The organism is Microbacterium sp. SORGH_AS_0862, from assembly GCF_030818795.1.
In the GTDB taxonomy this organism is placed as follows: Bacteria; Actinomycetota; Actinomycetes; order Actinomycetales; family Microbacteriaceae; genus Microbacterium.
Genome location: NZ_JAUTAY010000001.1, coordinates 2,739,813 through 2,763,812 on the forward strand (window position 1 = coordinate 2,739,813; position 24,000 = coordinate 2,763,812).

Consider the following 24,000-nt stretch of genomic DNA (forward strand, 5'->3'; position numbering starts at 1 on the left):
GAACCGGGCTATGGTCGAAGGTCATCCGCCAGCCACCCAGGGGAAGCGAGTCCACATGTCCAAGAAGACGCCGAACACGCGAGGTGCCAAGAAGGCTCCGCAGTTGTCGATCAAGGAGAAGCGAGCAGCGAAGCGCGAGAAGCGCGAGCCCGAGCTCTTCCTCAAGCCGCGTAAGGATGCCGGCCGCTGATCGAGTGGAGTGTGAGAAGGGGCGGATGTTCGCATCCGCCCCTTCTGCGTTCCCGGTGCGCGTCGTTGGCGGCTCAGGCGGAGTCCTCCGAGGTGCGGATGGGGCGCAGCACCCGCGCGGGGTTGCCTGCGGCGAGCACGCCGGCGGGGATGTCGTGGGTGACGACGGAGCCTGCTCCGATGATGCTGTTGTCGCCGATCGTCACGCCGGGGGTCAGCGTCACCGACCCTCCCAGCCAGACGTTCGAGCCGATGGTCACGGGTTGGGGGAGCTCCCACCCGGCGAGGCGCCGTTCGATGTCCTCGGCGTGGTTCGCGGTGTAGATGCTGCAGCGCGGACCGATGAGGCAGTCCGCGCCGATCGTCACGGCGCCGCCGCCGATGACCATGAAGTCCGCGTTGATGAACGTGCGATCGCCGATCGTCAGTCGGGCGCCGTAGTCGATCGTGACGGGCGGTCGCACGTCGACATCTGTCCCGGCGCCGGGGACGAGCTGGGCGAACAGAGCGCGCGCCTCGTCGGGGGCGGTGTCGTGCAGCAGGTTGAATCGTGCGCACGTGGCGTGCGCATCCCGCGTCAGCTTCTGGAGCGCGGGAGAGGTGCGGTATCGCAGCCAGTCATGCGCGAGAAGGGCGCGCAGATCATCGTCATCCTCCGCCAAACGGGTGAGGTCGTCGAGAGCTGCCTGCAGGGCGGGGGTCATACCGTTCTCCTCATTTGTTGTTAAGCACAACTTATCCGTTGGCGCGAGGGCGCGTCAACGCGCGCGGCCACGGCGCGCGGAGGATGTTCCCGCGAACACATCGAGCTAGCTTTGATGCCGATGGATGAATCGTCGCGACCTGAACCCGCCCCGCGCACGACCCTGGGTGGATTCCTCCGAGCACGACGAGAGGAGCGCCAGCCCGAGCAGGTGGGGCTGGAACGTCAGATCGGGCGGCGCGTGCCGGGCCTGCGTCGAGACGAGGTCGCCGCCCTCGCAGGCGTCAGCAGCGAGTACTACCTGCGACTCGAACAGGGTCGTGGCAGCGCTCCATCCATGCAGGTGCTGGCGGGGCTCGCGCGCGCCTTGCGGCTGAGCGCCGCCGAGTCCGACTACCTGCACCGGCTCGCGGGGCATGCGACGCCGCGTCGGGTGGCTTCCTTCGAGCGCCCGCGCGCGGACGTCGAGGCGATCCTTCGGTGGTGGCCGGGCATTCCGGCCTACATCTCCGACGCGAATCTCGACGTCGTGGTCGCGAACGACCTCATGATCGCGATCACCGACGGCCGGTTCGCACCCGGCGCGAACGTCCTCGAGGAGACGTTCAACGCCTCGGGGAGGGAGAGGCTCGAGACCTGGGAATCGCAGGCGCGGGATGCCGTCGCGCTCTTCCGCTATTCCGGCGACGAGACGTCTGCGCGCTACGACGTCATTCTGCGCAGGTTGAGCGGGGATGCGGATTTCCTCCGCCTCTGGAGTCGGCAGGAAGTCACCCTGCCGCGTCCCTCGGAGATCACCGCGGCGATCGAGGGGATCGGTCAGCTCTCGATCTCGGTGCGGGACTTCTTCGTCCCGGAGCTCCAGGGCCATATGGTGACCGTCTTCGATGCGGTGCCGGGCTCCACCGCGGATGCCTTCTTCCGTCGCGTAGCCGATGCCCTTCGTGCGTCCGGCGATGCGCCGGACATCTGAGCGCACGCACGGCCAGACCGTGACCATGTGGGACGTTCACTCGTCGAAGATGATCGACTCCCAGTTCGCGGGTACTCGACCGGACGGACCGGGGACGCTCTGCGTGCGGGGGTGGCTGGTCGGCGCAGGCGGCTGCCCGCCGTCGACTTCCCGCTCCTCGACGTAATCCCACCACCAGTCCTCCTGCGGCTCGAAGCTCTGCACGAACCTGTGTCCGGTCAGCTCGAAATGGCGCTGGGCATGATGATTCGGCGAGACCTCGCAGCATCCGACATGTCCGCAGGTGGTGCAACGGCGCAGATGTAGCCACCAGGAACCGGACGCGAGGCACTCCACGCATCCGGTTCCGCTCGGTGGCGGCGTGTCCGTCATGCCGTGCTCCGATCCGTGGTGGCTGATCCCTCGACACGCTACGCCGTGCGCGCCAGGCCGGTTCGGACGCGTGACGAGGATCTGTTCGTCGGCCGTCCTGGCTGATCGCGCGCTCGCGTCAAGCCCTGCGGCGGCGCGCACCGGGCCTCCTAGAGTGCCCGCATGGGAATGAGCGACGAAGAGAAGCGGCACGATCAACTGACGAGCGCGCCCGCCGCCACGGAAGAGGATGCGAAGCCTCGCATCGTCGTGTCGGAGCACGACGGCGTGACCCGTATCGACATCGCGGAGGATGCACCCGTGCGCCCGAGCGATCCTCGCGACTGACGGACGCCGAGCGAGGGGTGTCAACCCCGTCGGCGTCTCGGCCCGACACGCGTGTACTGGAACACATGAGCCACGACAAGCAGAACAGTCACGGTGCCGAAGATGCCGACACCGCATCCGGGGTCTCGTCCGTCGAGCAGGATGCCGGCGAGGACATCACGACCGATGAAGACGGCACCCCCGTCGACAACCCCTCTGGAGGTTGACGATGTCGAATCCCGCTGAGCGGCCCGGTGTCACCCCCGGCCCCGAGCCCGACACGACCACCGCGGCTGAGCCCGACGATCCCCAGTCGGACGGTGCGGAGTCCGTGGTCGACGGCAGTGGCGTGGATTCCTGACGTCGACTACTTCGCGAGTTCGGCCTTCGCATAGGCGACGATCGCGTTGGCGTGACCGTGCCCCATCGCGTGGGTGCTCTTGAGCTCCGACACGACAGACATGTGGGTTTCGCCCGCAGTCAGTCGCACCACGACGATGTCCAGCCACTCCTGCATCGGACGGCCGTAGGTCTTCTCGATGCTCGGGAAGTAGGACGCCGGCCCCTTCGGAATGCTGCCCGGCTCCAGCGGCGGGGCGACGACGCGTTTCGCAGTCATGCGCTCAGCGTAGGCCCGGCCCGTCCCGTCATGAAGCGTCACCCGAATTTGCCGGTCGCGCGGCGCGCGGGATGCTGGGATCACCACCGACCCGGAAGACGCATGAGTACGCCCACCACCGCATCCGCGCACGACGACACTATCCGAAGCCTGCTCGAGGAGCGTCGCACCTTCGCGCCGCCGGTCGACTTCGCGGAGCGCGCGAACGTGACCGAGGAGTGGATCCGTCGCGAGTGGATCGAGCGCGCGGATCGGGACCCCGAGACCTTCTGGGCGCACCGAGCCGAGATCCTCGACTGGGCAGAGCCCTGGCACACCGCTCACCGCTGGGAGCCCACGGACGGCGAGAGCATCCCCTCCGCGGAGTGGTTCGTCGGCGGCCGCCTGAACGCGTCGGTCAATGCGGTCGACCGTCACGTCGCCGCCGGGCACGGCGACCGGGTCGCCTTCCACTTCGAGGGCGAGCCCGGTGACCGGCGCACGATCACGTACGCCGAACTGCAGCGTGAGGTGGCGAAGGCCGCGAACGCGCTCACTGCGATGGGGATCGGCAAGGGCGACAGGGTCGTCGTGTATCTCCCGGTGCTGGTGGAGACGGTGATCATCCAGCTCGCCGTGGCTCGCATCGGCGCCATCCACTCGCTGGTGTTCGGCGGGTTCTCCGCGGAGGCTGTGCGCTTCCGCGTCGAGGACACCGGTGCGAAGCTCCTCGTCACGACCGACGGTCAGTTCCGCCGCGGAGCCGCGGTACCCGTCAAGCATCAAGCGGATGTGGCGGTCGCCGGCGTCGCCTCCATCGAGCACGTGCTCGTCATCCGCCGCACGGGCGACGAGGTCGCCTGGACCGAGGGGCGCGACCTGTGGTGGCACGAGACGGTCGACATCGCGTCGGACACGCACGAGCCGGAGTTCTTCGACGCCGAGACTCCGCTGTTCATCATCTACACCAGCGGAACCACCGGAAAGCCGAAGGGACTCGTGCACACGACCGGCGGCTGGCTGACGCACGTGGCGTGGACGTACTGGGCGGTGTTCGACGCGAAGCCCGAGTCCGACGTCTACTGGTGCACCGCCGATCTCGCCTGGGTCACCGCGCACAGCTACGAGACGTACGGGCCCCTGCTCAACGGCGTCACGAGCGTCCTCTACGAGGGCACGCCCAACACTCCGGACTGGGAGCGGCACTTTCAGATCCTCGAACGGTACGCCGTGACGACGTACTACACGGCGCCCACCCTCATCCGGTCGCTGATGAGCAGATTCCCCGATGGTCCTCCGGCGCGTTACGAGCTCTCGTCGCTCCGGCTGCTGGGCACGGTGGGCGAAGCGATCAACCCCGAGGCGTGGATCTGGTTCCATCGTCACCTCGGTCGCGGCGAGACGCCCATCGTCGACACATGGTGGCAGTCCGAGACCGGCGGCGCGATCGCGGCCCCGCTCCCGGGCGTCTCCACGCTCAAGCCCGGGTCCGCGCTCACGGCGCTCCCGGGGCTGCGCGTCCGCGTCGTCGACGCCGAGGGTGCCGATGTGGGCCCCGGCGGCGGCGGGCTGCTCGTCGTGGACGGTACCTGGCCGGGGATGTCGCGCACGGTCTGGGGCAACCCCGAGCGGTACCGGGACTCGTACTGGAAGCGGTTCGCCGCGCACGGCTATTTCCTCGCCGGCGACGGCGCGAAGCTCGATGCCGACGGCGACCTCTGGGTACTGGGTCGCGTGGACGACGTGATCAACGTTTCGGGCCACCGGCTGTCGACGATCGAGATCGAGTCCGCACTCGTCGCGCATCCCGCCGTGGGAGAGGCCGCGGTCGTGGGCGTCGCCGATGAGGTAACCGGGCAGGCCATCGCCGCGTTCGTCACGAATGCGGAGGACGCGGCGGCGCTCCGTCGGCACGTGCGTACCGCGATCGGTCCCGTCGCGCAGCCGACGTACGTCTTCACGGTGCCAGACCTCCCGAAGACGCGCAGCGGCAAGATCATGCGCCGCCTCCTTGTGGACCTCGTGGACGGGCGGCCGCTGGGCGACACGACCTCGCTGCAGGATGAGACCGTGCCGCCGCGGATCGCGGAGATCGTCCGCGAGTCGCTCGGCCGCTGACCGCCTCCCGGCCGTGGCGCCGCCTTCGGGCCGTGATCTGAGCGCGCCCACACCCGGTTTCCCCTGTCACAGATCGAGGCCGTGGGCGCGATCTGTGACAGGGGAACCGAGAAGGCAACTGCTCGCCTGTCCTAGATCGACGCTCGTGCCGCGATCTGCGACAGGCGAGCCGAGAAGGGCAAGATGGCGGGGGCGGGGGAGCGGGGCGTCAGGGGCGGGTGGAGACCGTCACGGTGAACTTCGCGTTGCGGGCGACCTGCCGCGTCGGGCCGACGAGGCGCTCCAGCGCCGGACGGTAGCGCAGGGCCGAGTTCCACACCGTCCACAGCTCGCCGCCGGAGCGGAGCGTCCGCGCCGCATCCTGGAACAGGGGTGCGGCGAGATCCGTCGTGACGGCGGCGCCGGAGTGGAAGGGCGGATTGAGGGCGATGAAGCTGACACTGGCGTTCGGGAGAGTGGTCAGGCGGTCGTCCCGCACGACGCGGATGCGGTCGGCCACCCCGTTCGCCTCGGCCGTCGCCCGCGCCGACGCGACCGCGGCCGCGGAGCGATCGGAGGCGTAGACGGCGCGGTCGGGATGGCGCAGCGCGAGGAATGCGGCGACCACGCCCGTCCCGCACGCGAGGTCGACGAGAGGGGCGCCGTCGGGGAGGCGCGCGGGAAGGTGCGCCAGCAGGAACCGGGTGCCGATGTCGATCGCCGTGCCCGCGAACGCGCCTCCGTACGCGCACACGGTGATGCCGTCGTGGACTGCGCGCCGCGGTTCGGGATCGTGTCCGTTGAGAGGATCCCGGGCCACCAGCACGCGCGACTTCTGGCGAGCGTGCGTGATGTCGAGCGTGGCGAAGAAGCGGCGGAGGACCTCGTTCATCGCCGTGGACATGTGCTTGACGCGTCCACCGGCGAACACGACGACATCCGGTGCCGCGTGCGCGGCGATCACGGCGGCGGCATCCTCCAGGGCGTCGAGCGAGCGAGGGAGTCGGAGGAGCACCACTCGGGCGCCCGCCACGAGCGCTCCCGTCAGCTCCATAGTCCGGTAGCGGTCCGTGAGTCCCAGCCGGCTCGCGTTGGCCGCGAGGGCCTGCTCGCCGGTGAGCGCGTCCTGGTGCACCCGCACGACGCCAGAAGAAGTGGCCGCCGCGCCCAGTGTCAGCGCGCCGTACTCGTCGCCGACGACCACGATGTCATCCGCGCTCGTTCTTGCGCGCCGGGCGGCGGACTCGTCGAGCAGAAGGCGATCGGCGGCATCCACAGCGACGAGATCGGGTGATTCGACGTCTGGCCAGCGTCGCAGGGCGTCGAACCGGAGCTCCATCCCTTCACGCTACCGGCCGCCGTGGAGTGCCGACGGATACGATGGTCAGATGGCCGAGAAGACGCACGGGGCGCCGCAGCCCACAGGGCAGCGCCCGCCGTTCAGTCCGGTCATCGCTCTGCTGACGGTGTCGGCCGTCTGGGATGCGCGTTTGAACACCGCGCTGAAGGATCTCGGGCTCACCACCCGCAAGTACGGTCTTCTCGCCCACGTGCAGGCGACCCCGGGCATCTCGTTCTCCGAACTCGCCCGCCGCTCCCAGATCACGGTGCAGACGGCGCACACCGCCGTCAAGACGCTCGCCGGGGAGGGGCTGGTGGAGGATGCCACCGCGCACGCCGGCGCCGCATCCGACCTGCGTGTGACGACGAAGGGTGCGGCGGCTCTCGCCGAGGCCGACGCGCGTCTCGCGGCGCTCGACGAGGTGTTCGGCGCGGGTGTTCCCGCCCTCTCCTCCGCGCTGCAGGGGCTGCACGAGCAGCCGTTCGGAGAGATCCTTCAGCAAGACTGAAGATTTTCGGTCTAGGCTGCGGAGAGCGCCGACCCGAGCGCCTCGATCGAGCCCCCGGAGTCTCCCGTGTTCCGCACGCCCTACGCCCTGTTCCGCACCCTCGCTGTCGCCGAGATGGTCTCCTGGACGCTGCTCATCGGAGGGCTCATCGTGCGAGCCGTGACGGGGTTCGCGCCTGCCGTGACGATCGGTGGCGGCATCCACGGGTTCATCTTCCTGTCGTACGGGGCGACGGTGATCCTCGTGGGCAAGAACCAGCGGTGGAGCGGCGGGGTGTTCGCGCTGGCGCTGGTCAGCGCGGTCGTGCCGTACGCGACACTGCCCGTCGAGCTCTGGCTGTCGCGCACCGGCCGGCTGCGGGGTGCATGGCGACTGCAGGCCGGATCCGACCCGCGGGATGCGGCATGGCACGACCGTGTGCTGCGCTCCGTACTGCGTCGGCCGGTCTTGTCGGCCGTGGTGATCGCCGCCGCGGTGGCGGTGGCCTTCACGGTGCTGCTCGTGGTCGGCCCTCCCGGTGGTCGGGCCTGAGCGGACTTACTTCGCGCGCGCCCGCACGTGGATCGGCAGCGCCATTGCGGCCGAGATGAGCAGGATGCCTGCGACGAAGATGACGGCTTGGAAACCGGGCACCGAGAACGAGATGCCGAACGCGAACATCCCGAGCAGAAACAGCAGCAGGGACACGATGTACATGGCACTCCTTCGGAAGACTCCCTCCAGAGTACCGGGTCGCCTGCGTGCGGACCGACCGCATCCGCACCTCTGAGCGGGCCTACTCCTCGCTCGGCGACACGCTCGCTGCGAGACGGGTCGCGCCCACCACGGCCGCGGGCATCGTGAACACCGCTCCGAGCGGGATGAGGAAGCACAGCTGCGTCATGATGCCGAAACCGAGCGCCCGGCCACGGGCCGTTCGCAGCAGGCGGCGCCGGGCGCGGCGATCGATGCCGCGCGCCGTCAACGCGCGCCCCGAGAGCTCGTCCGCGAGGATCCATCCCGACAGCAGAACGCCCGTCACCGTGCCGACCACGCCGCCGATCAGAGGGATGAAGCCGAGCGCGAAAGCGAGCGCAGCCGCGAGCGCGCCGCGCACGATGAGACCGGTCGCATCGGCGAAGGCCGCTCGCCAACCCGGGTCGTAATCGGGGACGGCGCCCGAATCGGCGATCTCGACGCTGCGCCAGATCCGGTCGTAGAACGGTTCGCCCACGATCAGAGTCAGCGCGGTGAACGTCGTGGCCGCCAGCAGGAGTGCGCCGGCGAAGACCGCGACGCCGAGCGCGACGCGCAACGCGATGGCCCAGGCGGCGGGCCAATCGTCGGCGAACGGCGTGACGGCGTCCGTGAGCGGGGCCAGGGCCGTTGCGAGCGCCACGAGGGCCGCCGAGAGTCCCGCACTCACGATCAGTGCGGGCAGGAGGCCGAGGAGCATCAGGCCTGGGCGCCGGGTGAACCACCCGAACCCGCCGAGCAGCAGGCGTGCGCCGCGAAGCACCTCGTTCACTCGATCTCCTCACCGCTGCGCTGGGACGAGCGTAGTGGGAATATCGTCACTCCCTGCGTGTTGAACTTGATGTGTCGACGCTCAACTCCGTTTTGCAGAGCGACACCCCGAACCCGATCAGGAGAACAGATGCCTGAAGATTTCACCCCCAACGAGGGCCGCGACGCTTTCGACGACTTCCTCTCGCGCTACCTCGCAGGTGAGCGCGGGCGCGCGGCGCGGTCGATCGACCTGTCGCGCTACCTCAGCGCACGCACGCAGGAGACGCTGCAGGATGCCGGGCGCTTCGCCCTCACGCGTGGCCAGCACGAGCTCGATGCCTTGCACGTGCTCCGCGAGATCGTGCGCGTCGAGCAGGTGCGCGATGCGATCGCCCGACTCGGCGTGGACCCCGAGAGCATCGTCCGCGAGTCCGAGCAGCGTCTGCCGGCCAGTGCAGATGTCGCCGACGTCGACAGCGCCGTGGTGACGACGTCCGTGCAGCGCGCTCTCTTCCACGCGTTCCAGGTCGCGCGTTCCTCCGGCTCGACGTACATCGACCCCGAGCACCTCTTCTTCGCGCTCGTCCTCGCGCAGGACACGCCCGCAGGTCAGATCCTCGCGCGCGCCGGAGTGACCGCGGAGGCGCTCACGCAGAGCGTGCGCGAGACCGTCACCGGCGGCGACCGCGCCCCGGAGCAGGCGGCGGCATCCGAGCCCGCGACGATGCTGGAGCGCTACGGGCGCGACCTCACCTCCCTCGCTGAGGCGGGGGAGCTGGACCCGGTGATCGGCCGGGCGGACGAGATCGAGCAGACTATCGAGATCTTGAGCCGTCGTACCAAGAACAATCCCGTGCTCATCGGCGAGGCCGGCGTCGGAAAGACCGCGATCGTCGAGGGGCTGGCCCAGGCCATCGTGGCGGGCGAGGTCCCCGAGCAGCTGCGGGGCAGCCGCGTCGTCTCGTTGGATCTTCCCGCGATGCTCGCGGGCGCCCGTTACCGCGGCGACTTCGAAGAGCGCCTGACCGCGACGATGGGCGAGATCGCCGAGCGCAAGGGCGAACTGATCGTCTTCATCGACGAGGTGCACACCGTGGTCGGCGCGGGCGCCGGCAGCGACGGCGCCATGGATGCCGGCAACATCCTCAAGCCCCGCCTCGCTCGTGGCGACCTGCACCTGGTGGGTGCGACCACTCTCGCCGAGTACCGCACCATCGAGAAGGATCCCGCGCTGGAGCGTCGGTTCCAGCCGGTGAAGGTGGGGGAGCCTTCGGTCGAGGATGCGGTGCGGATCCTGCACGGGCTTCGCCCCGCCTACGAGCAGCACCACGCCATCACCTACACCGACGACGCATTGCGCGCCGCCGTCGAGCTCAGCGACCGCTACCTGAGCGACCGCGTCCTGCCCGACAAGGCGATCGACCTCATCGACCAGGCCGGGGCGCGGCTCCGACTGCGCCTGGGCGTCGCGGTCGACGTGTCCGAGCTGATGGCGCAGTTGGCCACGCTCGAGGCAGACAAGAACGCAGCGGTGGCGGCGGAGCGCTACGAGGACGCGATGCGCCTGCGCGACGAGATCGCCGATGTGCAGCACCGCATCGACGAGGCGACGCGTCGCGATGCGGTGCGGGGCGAGCAGATCGTGGATGCCGAGCACATCGCCGCCGTCATCAGTCGCAGCACGGGCATCCCGGTATCGCGCCTGACGGAGAGCGAGCGCGGGCGCCTCGCGGGACTCGAGTCCGAGCTGCACGCCCGCGTGATCGGTCAGGATGCGGCGGTCACCGCCGTTGCGACGGCGGTCCGGCGCAACCGTACCGGTATGGGCGACAGCCGTCGACCGGTGGGGTCGTTCCTCTTCCTCGGACCCACGGGCGTGGGCAAGACGGAGCTGGCGAAGACCCTCGCATCCTCACTCTTCGAGGACGAGAACGCCGTGATCCGCTTCGATATGAGCGAGTTCGGCGAGCGTCACACGGTCTCCCGTCTCGTCGGCGCCCCTCCCGGATACGTCGGATACGACGAGGCGGGTCAGCTGACCGAGCGGGTGCGTCGCGCCCCCTACTCGGTGGTGCTGTTCGACGAGATCGAGAAGGCGCACCCCGACGTGTTCAACCTGCTGCTGCAGGTGCTCGACGACGGCCGGCTGACCGACGGTCAGGGTCGCACGGTCGACTTCCGCAACACCGTCGTCATCATGACCTCGAACATCGGCAGCGAGTTCCTCGCATCGCGCTCCGGCGCGATCGGGTTCATCGCCGACGGCGGCGGAGCCACGGGCTTCGGCGACGAGAGCGAGCTGCGTGCGCGTGTCATGGGCAAGCTTCGCGAGGCGATGCGCCCCGAGTTCTTGAACCGTATCGACGAGATCGTCCTGTTCCGCAAGCTCGAGAAGGCGCAGCTTCGCCGCATCGTGTCCCTGCTGCTGGAGCAGAGCGCATCCCGGCTGGCGCGGCGCGAGATCTCGTTCGAGGCGACCGAGGCCGTCGTGGACTGGCTGGCCGAGCACGGCTACGAGCCCGAGTACGGAGCACGCCCGCTGCGCCGGCTCATCCAGCGGGAGGTCGACGACCGCATCGCCGATCTGCTCGTGTCCGGCGATCTGAGCGATCAGGGTGCCGTGCGCATCGACGTCGTCGACGGTCGGCCGGTCGCTGCGGCCGTGAACCGCAGCGCCGTCGCGGCCTGATCCGAACCGACCGCCACCCCCTGCCGCACGCAAGGGGTGGCGGTCTTCGTATGCGCGGGCCAGGCTGGAGGAATGGTGCTTCCCGCTTCCTTGTCCCTCGGACTGGCTGGGGCCCTCGGTCCCGATCTCATCGCCGCCTTGGCCCCGGCTGCAGAGCAGGCCGGCTTCGCGACGCTCTGGGTGAACGACACTCCGGGCGGCGACGCAGTGGCAGCGCTCGCCGCCGCGGCGAGGGTCACGGATCGGATCGGGCTGGCCACGGGGGTCGTGCCGCTCGATCGCCGGGAGCCGGACTCGCTCGTATCCGCGCTGCAGGCTGCGGACCTCCCGGCCGACAGGCTCACCGTGGGCATCGGATCCGGTTCCGCCCCCACACATCAGCTGGCGCTGGTGGAGCGGGGGATCGAGGCTCTGCGCGCGGGCGTGCCCGGAGCGCAGGTCGTCGTCGGGGCCCTCGGTCCGCGGATGCGGGGTCTCGCGACGTCGGTCGCCGACGGTCAGCTGCTCAACTGGTTGACCCCCGATGCCGCCGCCGCGCAGCGCGAGCCGGACAGCCGCACCATCCTCTACGTGAGAACGGCGCTCGATGATGCGGCGTCGCCGCGGCTGCTCGCCGAGGCGGACACATATGCCGGCTATCCCGCATATGCCGCCAACTTCGCCCGGCTCGGCTTCAGCGCGCGCGACACGGTGATCAGCTCCCTCGACGACGCGCCGCGCGTGAGGGCGTACCGCGCCGCGGTCGACGAGGTCGTTCTCCGGGTGATCGTCGAACGCGACGATCCCGGGCACTATCTCGACTTCATCCGGAAGGCGGCGACGCTGATCGACGCGAACGCGTCATGAGCGCGGGGCGCCACTGGAGAACATCCTGACGGGCTGGGGCTCGACAGGCGTCTCGAAGCGAGGTGGAATCAGAGCATGAGGACTTTCGCACGCTGGGCGCTGGGCGCCGCCATGGTGTTCGCCGGTATCAGCCACCTGTTCTGGGCGCGCAAGGAGTTCCGCGCGCAGGTGCCCGACTGGGTCGTGGAGGCCACGCCCCTCGACGAGGATGCGGTCGTCCTCGCATCGGGCGCTGTGGAGATTGCTCTCGGCACCGCACTGGTGGCCCTGCCGTCCCAGCGCCGGCGCGTGGGGGCCCTGCTGGCGGCGTTCTTCGTCGCGGTTCTCCCGGGCAACTGGGCCCAGTTCACGCACCGTCGCGACGGGTTCGGTCTCGACACCGACGTCAAGCGACTGGTCCGGCTCTTCTTCCAGCCGGCACTGGTCGCCTGGGCGCTGTGGAGCACGCGCACCCCGCGCGACTGAACGCGCGCCGGATGCGGCCGGTCAGCGCTTGGCTTCGACCAGCCGCATCCGGACGATGTTGTCGGTCTCGTCCATCTCGGCGATGTCGGGATGCGCGGCGACGAACTCGGTGAAGCTGCGGTGGGCCCAGGGCCTTCTCGCTGAACGAGGAATCGAGGCGGGTGATCAGACTCTTGACGGCGGACGCGTGCTGCCACTGCGACGGATCCTTGTCGTTCTCCAGGCGCAGCGCGCGCTCGAGCAGATCGGCCGCGGGGTCCACCGACCGCTTGCGCGAGCGCGGCGCGTTCGAGGCCGCATCCTTCTTCGCCGGTTCGGGCACCTGCACGCCGGGCAGCGAGTCGTAGGCGTCGAAGCGGTCGCACGCGGCCGCGAGCGACTTGGCGGTGGAGCCAGCCACCCCCACGCCCACGACGAAGCGCCCGAGACGCTTGCACCGCTGCGCGAGGGGCACGTAATCGGAGTCACCCGCGACGATCACGACGTGCGTCAGATCCGGCAGCCGGAACATGTCCTCCACGGTGTCGACAGCGAGGCGGATGTCGGCGCCGTTCTTCGCGTAGGCGGCCGCGGGGAACAGCTGAACGAGGTCGACCGCCCGCGCCACCAGCTGCGACCGGTACTCGGCGTTGACCGGCGACGACCAGTCGGCGTAGGCCCGTGTCAGCACGAGCGTGCCGAAGGACGCGGCGTAGTCGATGATCGCGCCCACATCGACCGTCGCGCGCGCCAGCTTCTCGGTGATCTCCGGATCGTGCGGCTGCTCGGCGATGCGCGAACGGTCGCGGGAGTAGGCGTTGCGGCCGTGCACGCGGTCGTACCAGCTCATGACGATGTTGTCGAAGTCCAGATAGACGGCCACGCGGCTCGTCGACAGATCCGCCATGTCAGCCCTCGCTCGGGTAGCGCACGCCGATCTGCGCGCGGATGTCGTCGAGCTGTCTCATGATCGCGACCGTCTCGGCGATGGGCAGGCGATCGCTGTCGCGTCGCCCGTCCGCGATGATCTGCTCGGCCGCAAGCGCCTGGTACTGCATGCCGCGCCCGGCATCCGGGCAACGGAACGTCTCGACGACCTCGCGGGAGCGGTTCGTGAGCGTGAAGCCCGTCGCGTTGTACCAGGTCGGGTCGATCTCGATGCGGGCATCGGTGCCGATGATCGCGGCGCGGTTCGGTCCGACCCCCTGGGCGGAGGACACCGTGGTCGCCAGCGCGCCGTTCGCGTAGGAGGCGAGGGTGGCGACATCGATGTCGGCGCCCGTCTCACCGAGCCGTCCCGTCGCCGTGAGCCGGACGGGCGCCCCCAGCACGTCCCAGGCGAACGACAGCGGGTAGATGCCGAGATCGAGCAGGGCGCCGCCGCCGAGCTCCAGCGCGTTCAGGCGGTGGGCGGGATCGGTCGAGATGAACTGGGTGTGATCCGCTGTCACGGCGCGCACCTCGCCCAGCGTGCCGGCGGCGAGCAGTTCCTGAATGCGCATCATGTGCGGCAGATAGCGGGTCCACATGGCCTCCATGGCCAGGAGCCCCGCTTCCTCGGCCGCGACGCGCACGCGCTCGGCCTCGTCGCCGGTCAGAGTGAACGGCTTCTCGACGAGCACGTGCTTGCCCGCTGCGAGGGCCTCCAGCGCGTTCTCGGCATGAGCCGGATGCGGGGTCGCGATGTAGACGATGTCGACGTCGTCATCGGCGAGCAAGGAAGCGTAATCGCCGTGTGCGCGGGGGATGTCGAACTGCGTCGCGAAGCGCTGGGCGTTTCCGAGCGACCGTGATCCGACCGCGCGGACGTCGAGGCCCGCGGTGCGCAGGTCGCTCGTGAACGTGTGGGCGATGTTGCCCGTGGCGAGGATGCCCCAACGCAGGCGAGGACTCGAGACAGTGGTCATGCGACCACCGTACCCAAGGGGTGCCGCACTAGGCTCGGGTCGTGGCCACGGCACTGGATAGACTGCGGGAACTCCTGAAGATCGCGACGGTCTCCTATGCGGACGAGTCGCGGGTGGACACGACTGCGTTCGACGAGTTCCATGCCGCGCTCGAGCGCCTGTACCCCCTTGTCCACGCCCGACTCGAGCGAGAGGTGGTCGTCGGTCACGCACTCCTCTTCCGGTGGCCGGGGCGCACCGCGGGGCGACCGCTCGTGCTCATGGCGCATCAGGACGTCGTCCCCGTGGTCGAGGACGACTGGGATCGCGATCCGTTCGGCGCCGAGCTCGTCGGCGACGGAGCCGACCAGGCCGTCTACGCGCGGGGAGCGATCGACGACAAGGGTGCGCTCGTGGCCATCCTGGAGGCCGTCGAAGAACTGCTGATGCGCGAAGTCATACCCGAGAACGACGTGTATCTCGCCTTCGGGCACAACGAGGAGACCGCCGGCGACGGTGCGCGCGCGATCGCGGAGGTGCTGCGCACGCGCGGTGTCCGGCCGGCGCTCGTGGTCGACGAGGGCGGCGCCGTCGTCGACGGGGTGCTTCCGGGGATCGCGCGTCCGACGGCGATGATCGGCGTCGCCGAGCGCGGCACGATGACGGTCTGGCTCACGGCGCGCGAGCAGGGCGGCCATGCATCCACGCCGCCGGCGCGTCCGGCGACGGCGCGGCTGGCACGTGCCGTCGACCGGCTGGCCCGGCATCCGTTCCCGGTGCGGCTCGTCCCGCCGGTGCGCGCGATGCTCCGCACGCTCGCACCGCACGCGCCGAAGGCTCTCGGCACCGCCTTGCGCTCCCTCGCGTTGACGGGCCCGCTGATCGCGGGTGTGCTGGCGCGGCTGGGGCCCGAGACGAACGCCCTGGTGCGCACGACCGCGGTGGCGACCGAGCTCGAGGGGGCGCCGGGGGAGAACGTGCTGGCTGCGACGGCGCGTGCGGCCATCAACGTGCGCCTGCTCACCGGTGACACGGCCGCATCCGCAGTCGCGCGGATTCGCCGCGTCATCGCCGACGAGACGATCGAGATCGAGGTGCGCGCGGCGAGCGAGCCCTCGCCCATCTCGCCGTGGCGCGGTGAGCCGTGGCGTCGCATCGCGCGCGCGATCGACTCGTCGCTGGGCAGCGAGATCGTGGCGACGCCCTATATCCAGCTGGGTGCGAGCGACAGCCGCTGGTTCACGGGCATCTGCGACAACGTCTACCGCTTCACGCCCTTCCATCTCACCCGCGCCGAACGCGACGCGTTGCACGCGCACAACGAGCGCATCCGCGTGGAGGTGTGGCTGCGGGGCATCGGTTTCTACCGCGACCTGATCACCGGGGGCTGAGCGGGCGCGGCGCCGCGTCGTCGAGCGCCAGCACGAACCGCAGGATGGCGCGGCCGGTGTCCGTGATCACGGGGCCGCGCCCGAACTCCCACTCCTCGTCGCTCGCGCGTACGGTGTGCCCGCGTAGCGCCGCGCGTCGATCGAACGGTGCGGTCGTCGCGGCGTAGAGCGCGACGGCACCCGACACCCCGGCATCGACACGCGGGGTGACCGCGAGTGCGTCGCCGAGCACCAGAAGCGCCCGGACGACGCGCGTGAGCATGCGGATGCTGCGCTTGCGTCCCTGGCGGACGGCGACCGCGAGCGCCCGGAGCTCGTCGGGATTTCCCCCTGCGGCCCCCGTGCCGAGGCCGGCTTCCTCGAGGAACCGGCGCGCCCTGGCGCAGTGCTCCGCATCGTCGGACGCGGATGCGGCCAGCAGACGTGCTGCCTCGTCCAGCGCGTCGGCGACGGCCGTGCGTCGGTCGCCGCTCACGGCGGACTCGTCCCGGCGCTCCCTGTTGCTCAGGGGAAGACGTCCGAGGAAATCCGCCATGCATCCACAGTAGACCGTGGGCCTCGGCCCGCGCCGGCGAGTTGTCGGATGCCTCCGATGTGACTGTCACATGGCCGAAGGAGGCGGGCGGCCGCGAGCATGGCGTGCATAATGGCAACGGGCGTGTGACCGTGCGCACGGCCCGGGAGATCGAATGAGCGACGATGCGACGGGGCGACGGCCGAGTATCCGCGATGTGGCGCGCTTGGCGGAGGTCTCCCATCAGACCGTCTCCCGGGTGATCAACAACCATCCGAGCATCCGTCCGGAGACGCGCGAGCGCGTGCTCACCGTCATGGCGCAGGTGCAGTATCGGCCCAATCGAGCCGCACGGGCGCTGGTGACCAGCCGTTCGCAGACCATCGGGATCCTGTCGGCCTCCAGCACGCAGTACGGGCCGGCCTCCAGCATCGCGGCCATCGAGTCCGCCGCCCGCGAGCGCGGCTATTGGGTGAGCACCGCGAACATCTCGCCCCACGACCCCGATTCGATCCCCGACGGCATCGCGCACCTGATGGCTCAGTCCGTCGAAGGGCTGGTCGTCATCGCGCCGCAGGTGCGTGTCTTCCGCGCGCTCGCCGAGCAGCAGCTCGACGTGCCGTACGTCACGCTGCAGTCCACCGAGCTCGACCCGCAGCACGCGCTGTCCGTCGACCAGATCGCGGGCGCCCGCCTCGCCACGCGCCATCTCATCCAGCTCGGCCATCGCTGGATCTACCACCTCGCGGGCCCGCAGGACTGGATCGAGGCGGAGGCGCGGATGCGCGGCTTCCTCGAGGAGATGAGCGCGAACGACGTGCCCACCACCGCCCCCATCCTGGGGGACTGGACCGCGGAGTTCGGCTACTACGCGGGCCGGGAGCTGCTGCGCGTGCGGGACTTCACCGCGGTGTTCGCCTCCAACGACCAGATGGCACTGGGTCTGTTGCACGCGATCCGCGACGAGGGCCTCGACGTGCCGGGGGACATCAGCGTGGTGGGCTTCGACGACATCCCCGAATCCGCGCACTTCTGGCCGCCGCTGACCACGGTCCGCCAGGACTTCGCCGACCTCGGCCGGCGCTGCGTCGACATCCTGCTGGGCCCGGCGGACGGCTCGGATGCGGTCGTCGCACCCATCGTGCCGGAGCTCATCGTCCGGGGCTCCTCGGGGCCGGTCAGCCCGATCTGACGGGCGTTATCAAGCCGAGATCTCTCAGCGGGTTGACAGGAAGCCGATCCGTGGCGTTACACTTGCGCAGCAATGTGAACGGTCACATCGATCGTCACAACGGGGTTTCGAATGACGAAGGAGTCGACGCGTGTCCGCAACCGATGCCGCTCGAGGCGAGGGCTACGCCACGGGGGTGAAGACCGAGGTCGTGATCGCTCGCGTGCGCGCCGAGGTCGCCGCCCTCCACGGCGAGCTCGTGCGCAACGGGCTGGTCGTGTGGACCGGCGGCAACATCTCGGAGCGCGTGCCGGGTGCGGATCTGTTCGTGATCAAGCCGTCGGGGGTCTCTTACGACGACCTGGCGCCCGAGAACATGATCCTCTGCGACCTCGACGGCAGGGTCGTCGAGGACACCCCCGGGAGCGACCGTCGGCCCTCCAGCGACACGGCGGCGCACGCATACGTCTACCGGAACATGCCCGCCGTCGGCGGCATCGTGCACACGCACTCCGACTACGCGACGGCCTGGGCCGCACGCGGCGAAGAGATCCCCTGCGTCATCACCGCGATGGCAGACGAGTTCGGCGGGCCGATCCCGGTCGGGCCGTTCGCGATCATCGGCGACGACTCGATCGGCCGGGGCATCGTCGACACGCTCACCGGTCACCGCTCGCCGGCTGTGCTGATGGCCGGGCACGGCCCGTTCACGATCGGAGCCACGGCGCGGGATGCGGTCAAGGCCGCGGTCATGCTCGAGGACGTCGCCCGCACCGTGCACATCGCCGCCCAGCGCGGTCCGCTCACGTCGCTGCCGCAACAGGCGATCGATCGCCTCTACGAGCGCTACCAGCACGTGTACGGCCAGCACGGCGAACCGCATCCGACTCCTCGTTCGGCCGCATGAAGACTTCCCCCCTACGTACAACTGAACACAGCAGACAGAGACGTCTTACGAAAGGACACACTGTGAAGAGCACCAAGTTCCTGTTCGCCGCGGCAACCGTTGCCGCCGGCGCGCTCATGCTCTCGGGCTGCGGCAGCAGCGCGGGCGGCAGCGGCGGGGACAGCGGCGGAGACGGCGGACTCATCGGCGTCGCCATGCCCACCAAGAGCTCCGAGCGCTGGATCCAGGACGGCAACGCCGTCAAGGAGCAGCTCGAGGCGCAGGGCTACACGGTCGACCTGCAGTACGCAGAGGACGACATCCCCACGCAGGTCTCGCAGATCGAGAACATGATCACCAAGGGCGCCAAGGCCCTGATTATCGCCTCGATCGACGGCACGACGCTCACCAGCGTCCTGCAGGAGGCCGCCGACGGCGACATCCCCGTCATCGCCTACGACCGCCTCATCCGCGACAGCGAGAACGTCAACTACTACGCGTCGTTCGACAACTACAAGGTCGGCGTGCAGCAGGCCAACTCGCTGCTCAACGGTCTGGGTCTCACCGACCTCGACGGCAAGGCCGCGGCATCGGCTCCTGCCGGCCCGTTCAACATCGAGCTGTTCGCCGGTTCGCCCGACGACAACAACGCCACGTTCTTCTGGAACGGCGCGATCGACACGCTCCAGCCCTACATCGACAAGAAGATCCTGGTCGTCAAGAGCGGTCAGACCGACTTCCAGCAGGCGGCGACGCTGCGCTGGGACGGCGAGACGGCGCAGAAGCGCATGGAGAACATCCTCACCTCGACGTACTCCGACGGCTCGAAGGTCAACGCGGTGCTCTCGCCCTACGACGGCATCTCGCGCGGCATCATCTCGGCTCTCACCGATGCCGGCTACTCGGTCGGTGCCGAGTGGCCGATCATCTCGGGTCAGGACGCCGAGATCGACTCCGTGAAGGCCATCGTCGCCGGTGAGCAGTACGCGACCATCTTCAAGGACACCCGCAAGCTGGCCGAGGTCGCCGTCAAGATGGCCTCCGCTCTGCTGAAGGGCGAGGAGCCCGAGGTGAACAACACCGAGGACTACGACAACGGCAAGAAGGTCGTCCCGTCCTACCTGCTCGAGTCGCAGATCGTGGTCAAGGACAACATCCAGGAGGTCCTGGTCGACAGCGGCTACTGGACCGAAGACGAGATCAACGGCTGATACCGAGGATCCGTGCCGGGCGGCCCCGTGCCGCCCGGCACACTCCCGTCGGCGACAGGAAAGAGGAGCAACGATGTCCCAGAACATCCTCGAGATGCGTGGGATCACCAAGACATTCCCGGGAGTCAAAGCACTCTCGAACGTGAATCTCGCCGTCCAGCGCGGCGAGGTGCACGCCATCTGCGGTGAGAACGGCGCCGGTAAGTCGACGCTCATGAAGGTGCTGTCGGGTGTGTACCCCCACGGCACGTACGACGGACAGATCGTCTACAACGGCGAGGAGGTCGCGTTCCGCAACCTCCGCGACAGCGAGGCCAAGGGCATCGTCATCATCCACCAGGAGCTGGCGCTCAGCCCGTACCTGTCGATCGCCGAGAACATCTTCCTCAACAACGAGCAGCGCGGCCCGCTCGGCCTCATCGACTGGAACGCGACGAACTTCGAGGCGGGCAAGCTCCTCGCCCGGGTCGGTCTGCGGGAGAACCCCACGACGAAGATCAACCAGATCGGCGTCGGCAAGCAGCAGCTCGTCGAGATCGCCAAGGCTCTCTCGAAGGAGGTCAAGCTGCTGATCCTGGACGAGCCGACCGCCGCGCTGAACGACGAGGACTCGGCCCATCTCCTGGATCTGATCCTGCACCTGAAGGGTCAGGGGATCACGTCGATCATCATCAGCCACAAGCTCAACGAGATCAAGAAGGTCGCCGACACGGTCACCGTCATCCGCGACGGCAAGACGATCGAGACGATCGCGAAGAACGATGTCACCGAGGACCGCATCATCAAGGACATGGTGGGTCGCGACCTCGAGCACCGTTACCCGGACCACGAGCCCCACATCGGCGAAGAACTGCTGCGGGTCGAGAACTGGACGGCTCACCATCCCGTCGACACCTCGCGCGTCGTCGTCGACGACGTGTCGATCACGGTGCGGGCGGGGGAGATCGTCGGAATCGCGGGCCTGATGGGCGCCGGTCGCACCGAGTTCGCGATGAGCCTGTTCGGCCACAGCTACGGGACGCGGATCTCCGGTCGGGTGTTCATGCGCGGCAAGGAGATCAAGACGCGCACCGTCTCGGAGGCCATCGACAACGGACTCGCCTACGCGACCGAGGACCGCAAGACGTACGGACTGAACCTCATCGAGGACATCAAGCGCAACGTCTCCATGGCTTCACTCAAGAAGCTCGAGAAGGCGGGACTCGTCAACGACAACGAGGAGTACCGCGTCGCGAACGAGTACCGCCGCGACATGAACATCAAGGCGCCCAGCGTGCTGGTCAAGACGGGGAAGCTCTCCGGCGGCAACCAGCAGAAGGTCGTGCTCTCGAAGTGGATCTACTCGGATCCCGATGTGCTGATCCTCGACGAGCCGACCCGCGGCATCGACGTGGGTGCGAAGTACGAGATCTACACGATCATCAACAAGCTCGCCGCATCCGGCAAGGGCATCATCGTCATCTCGTCCGAGCTGCCCGAACTGCTCGGCATCTCCGACCGCGTGTACGCGCTGTCCGAGGGCCGCATCACGGGAGAGCTGCCGATCGCAGAGGCGAGTCCCGAATCCGTTCTCAAGCTCATGACCATGGAGAAGCCCCGCTGACGGGGCTCGCAGGAGACAACGACATGTCGAACAACGACACCGCTGCCGGGGCGACGATCAACCCGGTCGACAACAAGGCCACCCGCTGGATCACGCACGTGCTCACGGATCTGGGCAAGAACGGCATCTTCATCGCGCTGCTCGCGGTCGTGGTGCTGTTCGCCGTCCTGACCGACGGCATCCTGCTGCGTCCGCAGAACATCTCGAACCTGGTCGTGCAGAACGGCTACATCCTCGTGCTCGCGATCGGCATGGTGATGGTCATCATCGCCGGCCACATCGACCTGTCGGTCGGGTCCGTGGCCGCCTTCATCGGCGCGGTCTCGGGCGTCTTCGCCGTGCAGTGGGGACTGCCCTGGTGGCTGGCGATCATCCTGTCGCTCGCGATCGGTGCACTGGTCGGCGCATGGCAGGGCTTCTGGGTGGCCTTCGTGGGCATCCCCGCCTTCATCGTCACCCTGGCGGGCATGCTCATCTTCCGCGGACTCGCACTCGTGGTGCTCGGCAACGCGAACATCGGCTCCTTCCCCGACGAGTACCGTGCGCTCGGCAACGGCTTCCTCGACGGCATCTTCGGCGGTGACCCGGATGTGTTCACGCTGCTGATCGGTGCGGTCGGCATCATCGCCCTCGTCGTGCAGCAGTGGCGCACCCGCGCCGGCCGCCGCAAGTACGGACAGGATGTCGAGCCGATCGTCTGGTTCGTCGTCAAGCTCGTGCTGATCGCCGCAGCGATCGCGTTCTTCACGTACTCGCTCGCCGCGTACAAGGGCATCCCGGTGACGCTCATCGTGCTGGCCGTTCTCGTGCTCGTCTACGGCGTCGTCATGAACCGCTCGGTCTTCGGCCGCCACATCTACGCGATCGGCGGCAACCGCCACGCCGCAGAGCTGTCGGGCATCAAGACGCGCCGGGTCGATTTCTGGCTGTTCGTCAACATGGGACTGCTGGCGGCGCTGGCCGGCCTCATCTTCACCGCCCGTCTGAACCTCGCCGGCCCCAAGGCCGGTGACGGCTTCGAGCTGGAGGCCATCTCGGCGGCCTTCATCGGCGGCGCGGCGGTGCAGGGCGGCGTCGGAACCATCGGCGGCGCGATCATCGGTGGTCTGATCATCGGTGTGCTGAACAACGGCATGTCGATCATGGGCATCGGCATCGAGTGGCAGCAGGCGGTGAAGGGTCTCGTGCTCCTTCTCGCCGTCGCCTTCGACGTGTACAACAAGCGGCGCTCCGGCAACTGAGCGAAGCAGACGACGAAGGGCCCCGCCGATCGGCGGGGCCCTTCGTCGTGCGTCGTCAGCGGACGGCGAGCCGCTCGGCGATGCGCGAGGGCAGGGTGCCGTCGGCCGCACTCGCGCCGTCGGCGAAGGCCCCGCGATAGCGCGCCGCCGGATGCGTGTCGGCGACCCGCGCGTGGCCGGCGCCGTAGAGCGACTCGCGCAGCGTCGACCCCGCGTACTCGGTCTGCGCACGTCCGCGGCGCTGGAGCTCGGGCACGATGAACTCCACCAGATCCTCGAAGGAGCCCGGCGTGATCGCATAGGCGAAGTTGAAGCCGTCGATCTCGCCCTCGTCGACCCACCGCTCCAGTTCGTCGGCGACGGTCTCCGGGCCGCCCACGATGACCGGTCCCATCCCGCCGATCGAGCGCTGGGCGACGATGTCGGCGGGGGTCCACCGGCGTTCGGGGTCGATCTTCGCGAGAGAGGAGAGCACCGAGCGCAGACTGTCGTTCTCCACCTCTTCGAGCGGCTGGTCGGGATCCCACTGCCCGAAGTCGATGCCGGTCCAGCCACCGTAGAACGCGAGCATCCCCTCACCCGAGGCATAGGACAGGTAGTCCTCGTACTTGGCCTGGGCCGCCGCATCCGACTCGGCAGTGATGACCGTGACCAGCGCGAAGGTCTTCACGTCGTCGGGATCGCGCCCCTCCGCCGCCGCGCGGGAGCGGATGTCGCGGACGATCTCCCGTGCCTGTGCGGGGTTCGCAGGGCTAATGAAGACGCCTTCGCCGTGGCGAGCGGCGAAGGCACGTCCGCGCGGGGAGGCGCCGGCTTGGAAGATCACCGGGGTGCGTTGCGGTGACGGCTCGCTCAGATGGATGCCCGGCACCGAGTAGTAGGTGCCCTGGTGACCGATCGGGTGCACCTTCGCGGCGTCGGTGTACACCCCGCGTTCGCGATCGGCGACGACCGCGTCCTCCTCCCACGAGCCCTCCCAGAGCTTGTAGGTGACGTCGATGAACTCCTCCGCGATCTCGTAGCGGTCGTCGTGCGCGATCTGCTTGCTCAGGCCGAGGTTGATCGCGGCGCTGTTCAGGTAGCTCGTCACGACGTTCCACGCGACGCGCCCCTTCGTCAGATGGTCGAGCGTCGAGAACTTTCGCGCGAGCGCGTACGGCTGCTCGTACGTCAACGCCGCCGTGACGCCGAAGCCGAGGTGCTCGGTGACGAGCGCCATCGCCGGGACCTGGAGGAACGGGTCGTTCACCGGCACCTGGTCGGCGTCGCCGAGCGCCGTGGCCGCGGAACCGCGGTACACGTCGTACGTGCCCAGCACGTCCGCGATGAACAGCGAGTCGAACCGGCCGCGTTCGAGGAGCTTCGCGAGCTCGGTCCAGTACTCGAGGTCCTTGTAGGTCGTCGCCCTGCTGTCGGGGTGGCGCCAGGTTCCCGCGGACTGGTGACTGACGCACGTCATGTCGAAGGCGTTCAGGATGATGCGCTTTGCCATGGGGCGAGTCTCACATCGGCGCACGTGGGAGGCCACCGCGCCGACATGCG

26 protein-coding genes and 1 pseudogene are annotated in these 24,000 nt (G+C 69.0%); 17 read left to right on the plus strand and 10 right to left on the minus strand.

Annotation, left to right across the window (positions count from 1 at the left end; all coding sequences use genetic code 11):
* The first annotated feature begins 55 nt into the window (after window positions 1-55).
* Window positions 56-190 (plus strand): hypothetical protein, encoded by a 135-nt coding sequence (locus QE377_RS13460; RefSeq protein WP_274285860.1) that lies wholly within the window; start codon window positions 56-58, stop codon window positions 188-190.
* Between the two features lie 73 nt (window positions 191-263).
* Here the strand turns inward: QE377_RS13460 and QE377_RS13465 are convergent, their stop codons facing one another.
* Entirely contained in the window at window positions 264-893 is a 630-nt protein-coding gene (locus QE377_RS13465; protein WP_307324100.1) for a sugar O-acetyltransferase, read from the minus strand.
* Window positions 894-1,013: 120 nt separating this feature from the next.
* Between QE377_RS13465 and QE377_RS13470 the strand changes: the two genes are divergently transcribed.
* Window positions 1,014-1,865 carry a helix-turn-helix domain-containing protein gene (locus tag QE377_RS13470; RefSeq protein ID WP_307324103.1) on the plus strand — a complete coding sequence of 284 codons (852 nt, stop codon included), beginning with the start codon at window positions 1,014-1,016 and terminating at the stop codon, window positions 1,863-1,865.
* A gap of 36 nt (window positions 1,866-1,901) precedes the next feature.
* Here the strand turns inward: QE377_RS13470 and QE377_RS13475 are convergent, their stop codons facing one another.
* Window positions 1,902-2,237 (minus strand): UBP-type zinc finger domain-containing protein, encoded by a 336-nt coding sequence (locus tag QE377_RS13475; protein ID WP_307326007.1) that lies wholly within the window; start codon window positions 2,235-2,237, stop codon window positions 1,902-1,904.
* A 162-nt stretch (window positions 2,238-2,399) separates the two neighbouring features.
* On the opposite strand from QE377_RS13475, the gene QE377_RS13480 reads away from it, so the two are divergent.
* The 3 genes from QE377_RS13480 to QE377_RS13490 all read left to right on the plus strand — a co-directional run bounded on the left by QE377_RS13480 (window position 2,400) and on the right by QE377_RS13490 (window position 2,904).
* A complete protein-coding gene (locus QE377_RS13480; protein ID WP_307324106.1) occupies window positions 2,400-2,564 on the plus strand; it encodes a hypothetical protein in 165 nt (54 codons plus the stop codon).
* Window positions 2,565-2,629: 65 nt separating this feature from the next.
* Entirely contained in the window at window positions 2,630-2,770 is a 141-nt protein-coding gene (locus QE377_RS13485; protein WP_307324109.1) for a hypothetical protein, read from the plus strand.
* A 2-nt stretch (window positions 2,771-2,772) separates the two neighbouring features.
* Window positions 2,773-2,904, plus strand: coding sequence for a hypothetical protein (locus tag QE377_RS13490; RefSeq protein WP_307324111.1), 132 nt, complete (start codon window positions 2,773-2,775; stop codon window positions 2,902-2,904).
* Between the two features lie 6 nt (window positions 2,905-2,910).
* On the opposite strand, the gene QE377_RS13495 is transcribed toward QE377_RS13490, so the two are convergent.
* Window positions 2,911-3,162, minus strand: coding sequence for a DUF4287 domain-containing protein (locus QE377_RS13495; protein ID WP_307324115.1), 252 nt, complete (start codon window positions 3,160-3,162; stop codon window positions 2,911-2,913).
* A gap of 102 nt (window positions 3,163-3,264) precedes the next feature.
* On the opposite strand from QE377_RS13495, the gene acs reads away from it, so the two are divergent.
* Window positions 3,265-5,259: an acetate--CoA ligase gene (gene acs, locus QE377_RS13500; protein WP_307324119.1), complete on the plus strand. Its 1,995-nt coding sequence runs from the start codon at window positions 3,265-3,267 to the stop codon at window positions 5,257-5,259.
* A 208-nt stretch (window positions 5,260-5,467) separates the two neighbouring features.
* Here the strand turns inward: acs and QE377_RS13505 are convergent, their stop codons facing one another.
* Window positions 5,468-6,577, minus strand: coding sequence for a methyltransferase (locus QE377_RS13505; protein WP_307324121.1), 1,110 nt, complete (start codon window positions 6,575-6,577; stop codon window positions 5,468-5,470).
* Between the two features lie 49 nt (window positions 6,578-6,626).
* On the opposite strand from QE377_RS13505, the gene QE377_RS13510 reads away from it, so the two are divergent.
* Window positions 6,627-7,088 (plus strand): MarR family winged helix-turn-helix transcriptional regulator, encoded by a 462-nt coding sequence (locus tag QE377_RS13510; protein WP_307324123.1) that lies wholly within the window; start codon window positions 6,627-6,629, stop codon window positions 7,086-7,088.
* Between the two features lie 66 nt (window positions 7,089-7,154).
* Window positions 7,155-7,619 carry a DUF3817 domain-containing protein gene (locus tag QE377_RS13515; protein ID WP_307324125.1) on the plus strand — a complete coding sequence of 155 codons (465 nt, stop codon included), beginning with the start codon at window positions 7,155-7,157 and terminating at the stop codon, window positions 7,617-7,619.
* A 6-nt stretch (window positions 7,620-7,625) separates the two neighbouring features.
* On the opposite strand, the gene QE377_RS13520 is transcribed toward QE377_RS13515, so the two are convergent.
* Window positions 7,626-7,784 carry a hypothetical protein gene (locus QE377_RS13520; protein WP_161594070.1) on the minus strand — a complete coding sequence of 53 codons (159 nt, stop codon included), beginning with the start codon at window positions 7,782-7,784 and terminating at the stop codon, window positions 7,626-7,628.
* A gap of 79 nt (window positions 7,785-7,863) precedes the next feature.
* The gene (locus QE377_RS13525) at window positions 7,864-8,595 is read right to left on the minus strand and encodes an EI24 domain-containing protein (protein WP_307324128.1); all 732 of its coding nucleotides are present in this window, start codon (window positions 8,593-8,595) and stop codon (window positions 7,864-7,866) included.
* Between the two features lie 129 nt (window positions 8,596-8,724).
* On the opposite strand from QE377_RS13525, the gene QE377_RS13530 reads away from it, so the two are divergent.
* From QE377_RS13530 to QE377_RS13540, 3 genes are all read left to right on the plus strand, one after another.
* Complete coding sequence (locus tag QE377_RS13530; RefSeq protein WP_307324132.1) at window positions 8,725-11,265, plus strand: ATP-dependent Clp protease ATP-binding subunit; 2,541 nt, start codon at window positions 8,725-8,727, stop codon at window positions 11,263-11,265.
* Between the two features lie 72 nt (window positions 11,266-11,337).
* Window positions 11,338-12,111 carry an LLM class flavin-dependent oxidoreductase gene (locus QE377_RS13535; RefSeq protein WP_307324135.1) on the plus strand — a complete coding sequence of 258 codons (774 nt, stop codon included), beginning with the start codon at window positions 11,338-11,340 and terminating at the stop codon, window positions 12,109-12,111.
* Between the two features lie 75 nt (window positions 12,112-12,186).
* The gene (locus QE377_RS13540; protein ID WP_307324138.1) at window positions 12,187-12,576 is read left to right on the plus strand and encodes a hypothetical protein; all 390 of its coding nucleotides are present in this window, start codon (window positions 12,187-12,189) and stop codon (window positions 12,574-12,576) included.
* A 21-nt stretch (window positions 12,577-12,597) separates the two neighbouring features.
* Here QE377_RS13540 and QE377_RS13545 read toward each other — a convergent pair.
* A pseudogene (locus QE377_RS13545) lies at window positions 12,598-13,462 on the minus strand (NYN domain-containing protein).
* Window position 13,463: 1 nt separating this feature from the next.
* A complete protein-coding gene (locus tag QE377_RS13550) occupies window positions 13,464-14,462 on the minus strand; it encodes a Gfo/Idh/MocA family protein (protein ID WP_307324140.1) in 999 nt (332 codons plus the stop codon).
* 41 nt (window positions 14,463-14,503) lie between these two features.
* Between QE377_RS13550 and QE377_RS13555 the strand changes: the two genes are divergently transcribed.
* Window positions 14,504-15,832 (plus strand): M20/M25/M40 family metallo-hydrolase, encoded by a 1,329-nt coding sequence (locus QE377_RS13555; protein WP_307324143.1) that lies wholly within the window; start codon window positions 14,504-14,506, stop codon window positions 15,830-15,832.
* On the opposite strand, the gene QE377_RS13560 is transcribed toward QE377_RS13555, so the two are convergent.
* Window positions 15,819-16,367 (minus strand): hypothetical protein, encoded by a 549-nt coding sequence (locus tag QE377_RS13560; RefSeq protein ID WP_307324146.1) that lies wholly within the window; start codon window positions 16,365-16,367, stop codon window positions 15,819-15,821. The two genes, QE377_RS13555 and QE377_RS13560, sit on opposite strands and share 14 nt — an antisense overlap.
* A gap of 154 nt (window positions 16,368-16,521) precedes the next feature.
* On the opposite strand from QE377_RS13560, the gene QE377_RS13565 reads away from it, so the two are divergent.
* The 5 genes from QE377_RS13565 to mmsB all read left to right on the plus strand — a co-directional run bounded on the left by QE377_RS13565 (window position 16,522) and on the right by mmsB (window position 22,458).
* Complete coding sequence (locus QE377_RS13565) at window positions 16,522-17,538, plus strand: LacI family DNA-binding transcriptional regulator (protein ID WP_307324149.1); 1,017 nt, start codon at window positions 16,522-16,524, stop codon at window positions 17,536-17,538.
* Window positions 17,539-17,713: 175 nt separating this feature from the next.
* Window positions 17,714-18,424, plus strand: a complete 711-nt coding sequence (locus QE377_RS13570; protein ID WP_307326011.1) for an L-ribulose-5-phosphate 4-epimerase — start codon at window positions 17,714-17,716, stop codon at window positions 18,422-18,424.
* Window positions 18,425-18,540: 116 nt separating this feature from the next.
* Window positions 18,541-19,614 (plus strand): multiple monosaccharide ABC transporter substrate-binding protein, encoded by a 1,074-nt coding sequence (gene chvE, locus QE377_RS13575; RefSeq protein ID WP_307326014.1) that lies wholly within the window; start codon window positions 18,541-18,543, stop codon window positions 19,612-19,614.
* A gap of 73 nt (window positions 19,615-19,687) precedes the next feature.
* The gene (gene mmsA / locus QE377_RS13580) at window positions 19,688-21,217 is read left to right on the plus strand and encodes a multiple monosaccharide ABC transporter ATP-binding protein (protein ID WP_137417569.1); all 1,530 of its coding nucleotides are present in this window, start codon (window positions 19,688-19,690) and stop codon (window positions 21,215-21,217) included.
* A 23-nt stretch (window positions 21,218-21,240) separates the two neighbouring features.
* Window positions 21,241-22,458: a multiple monosaccharide ABC transporter permease gene (gene mmsB, locus QE377_RS13585; RefSeq protein WP_307324153.1), complete on the plus strand. Its 1,218-nt coding sequence runs from the start codon at window positions 21,241-21,243 to the stop codon at window positions 22,456-22,458.
* Between the two features lie 55 nt (window positions 22,459-22,513).
* Here the strand turns inward: mmsB and QE377_RS13590 are convergent, their stop codons facing one another.
* Window positions 22,514-23,950: an LLM class flavin-dependent oxidoreductase gene (locus QE377_RS13590; protein ID WP_307324156.1), complete on the minus strand. Its 1,437-nt coding sequence runs from the start codon at window positions 23,948-23,950 to the stop codon at window positions 22,514-22,516.
* Window positions 23,951-24,000: the final 50 nt, after the last annotated feature.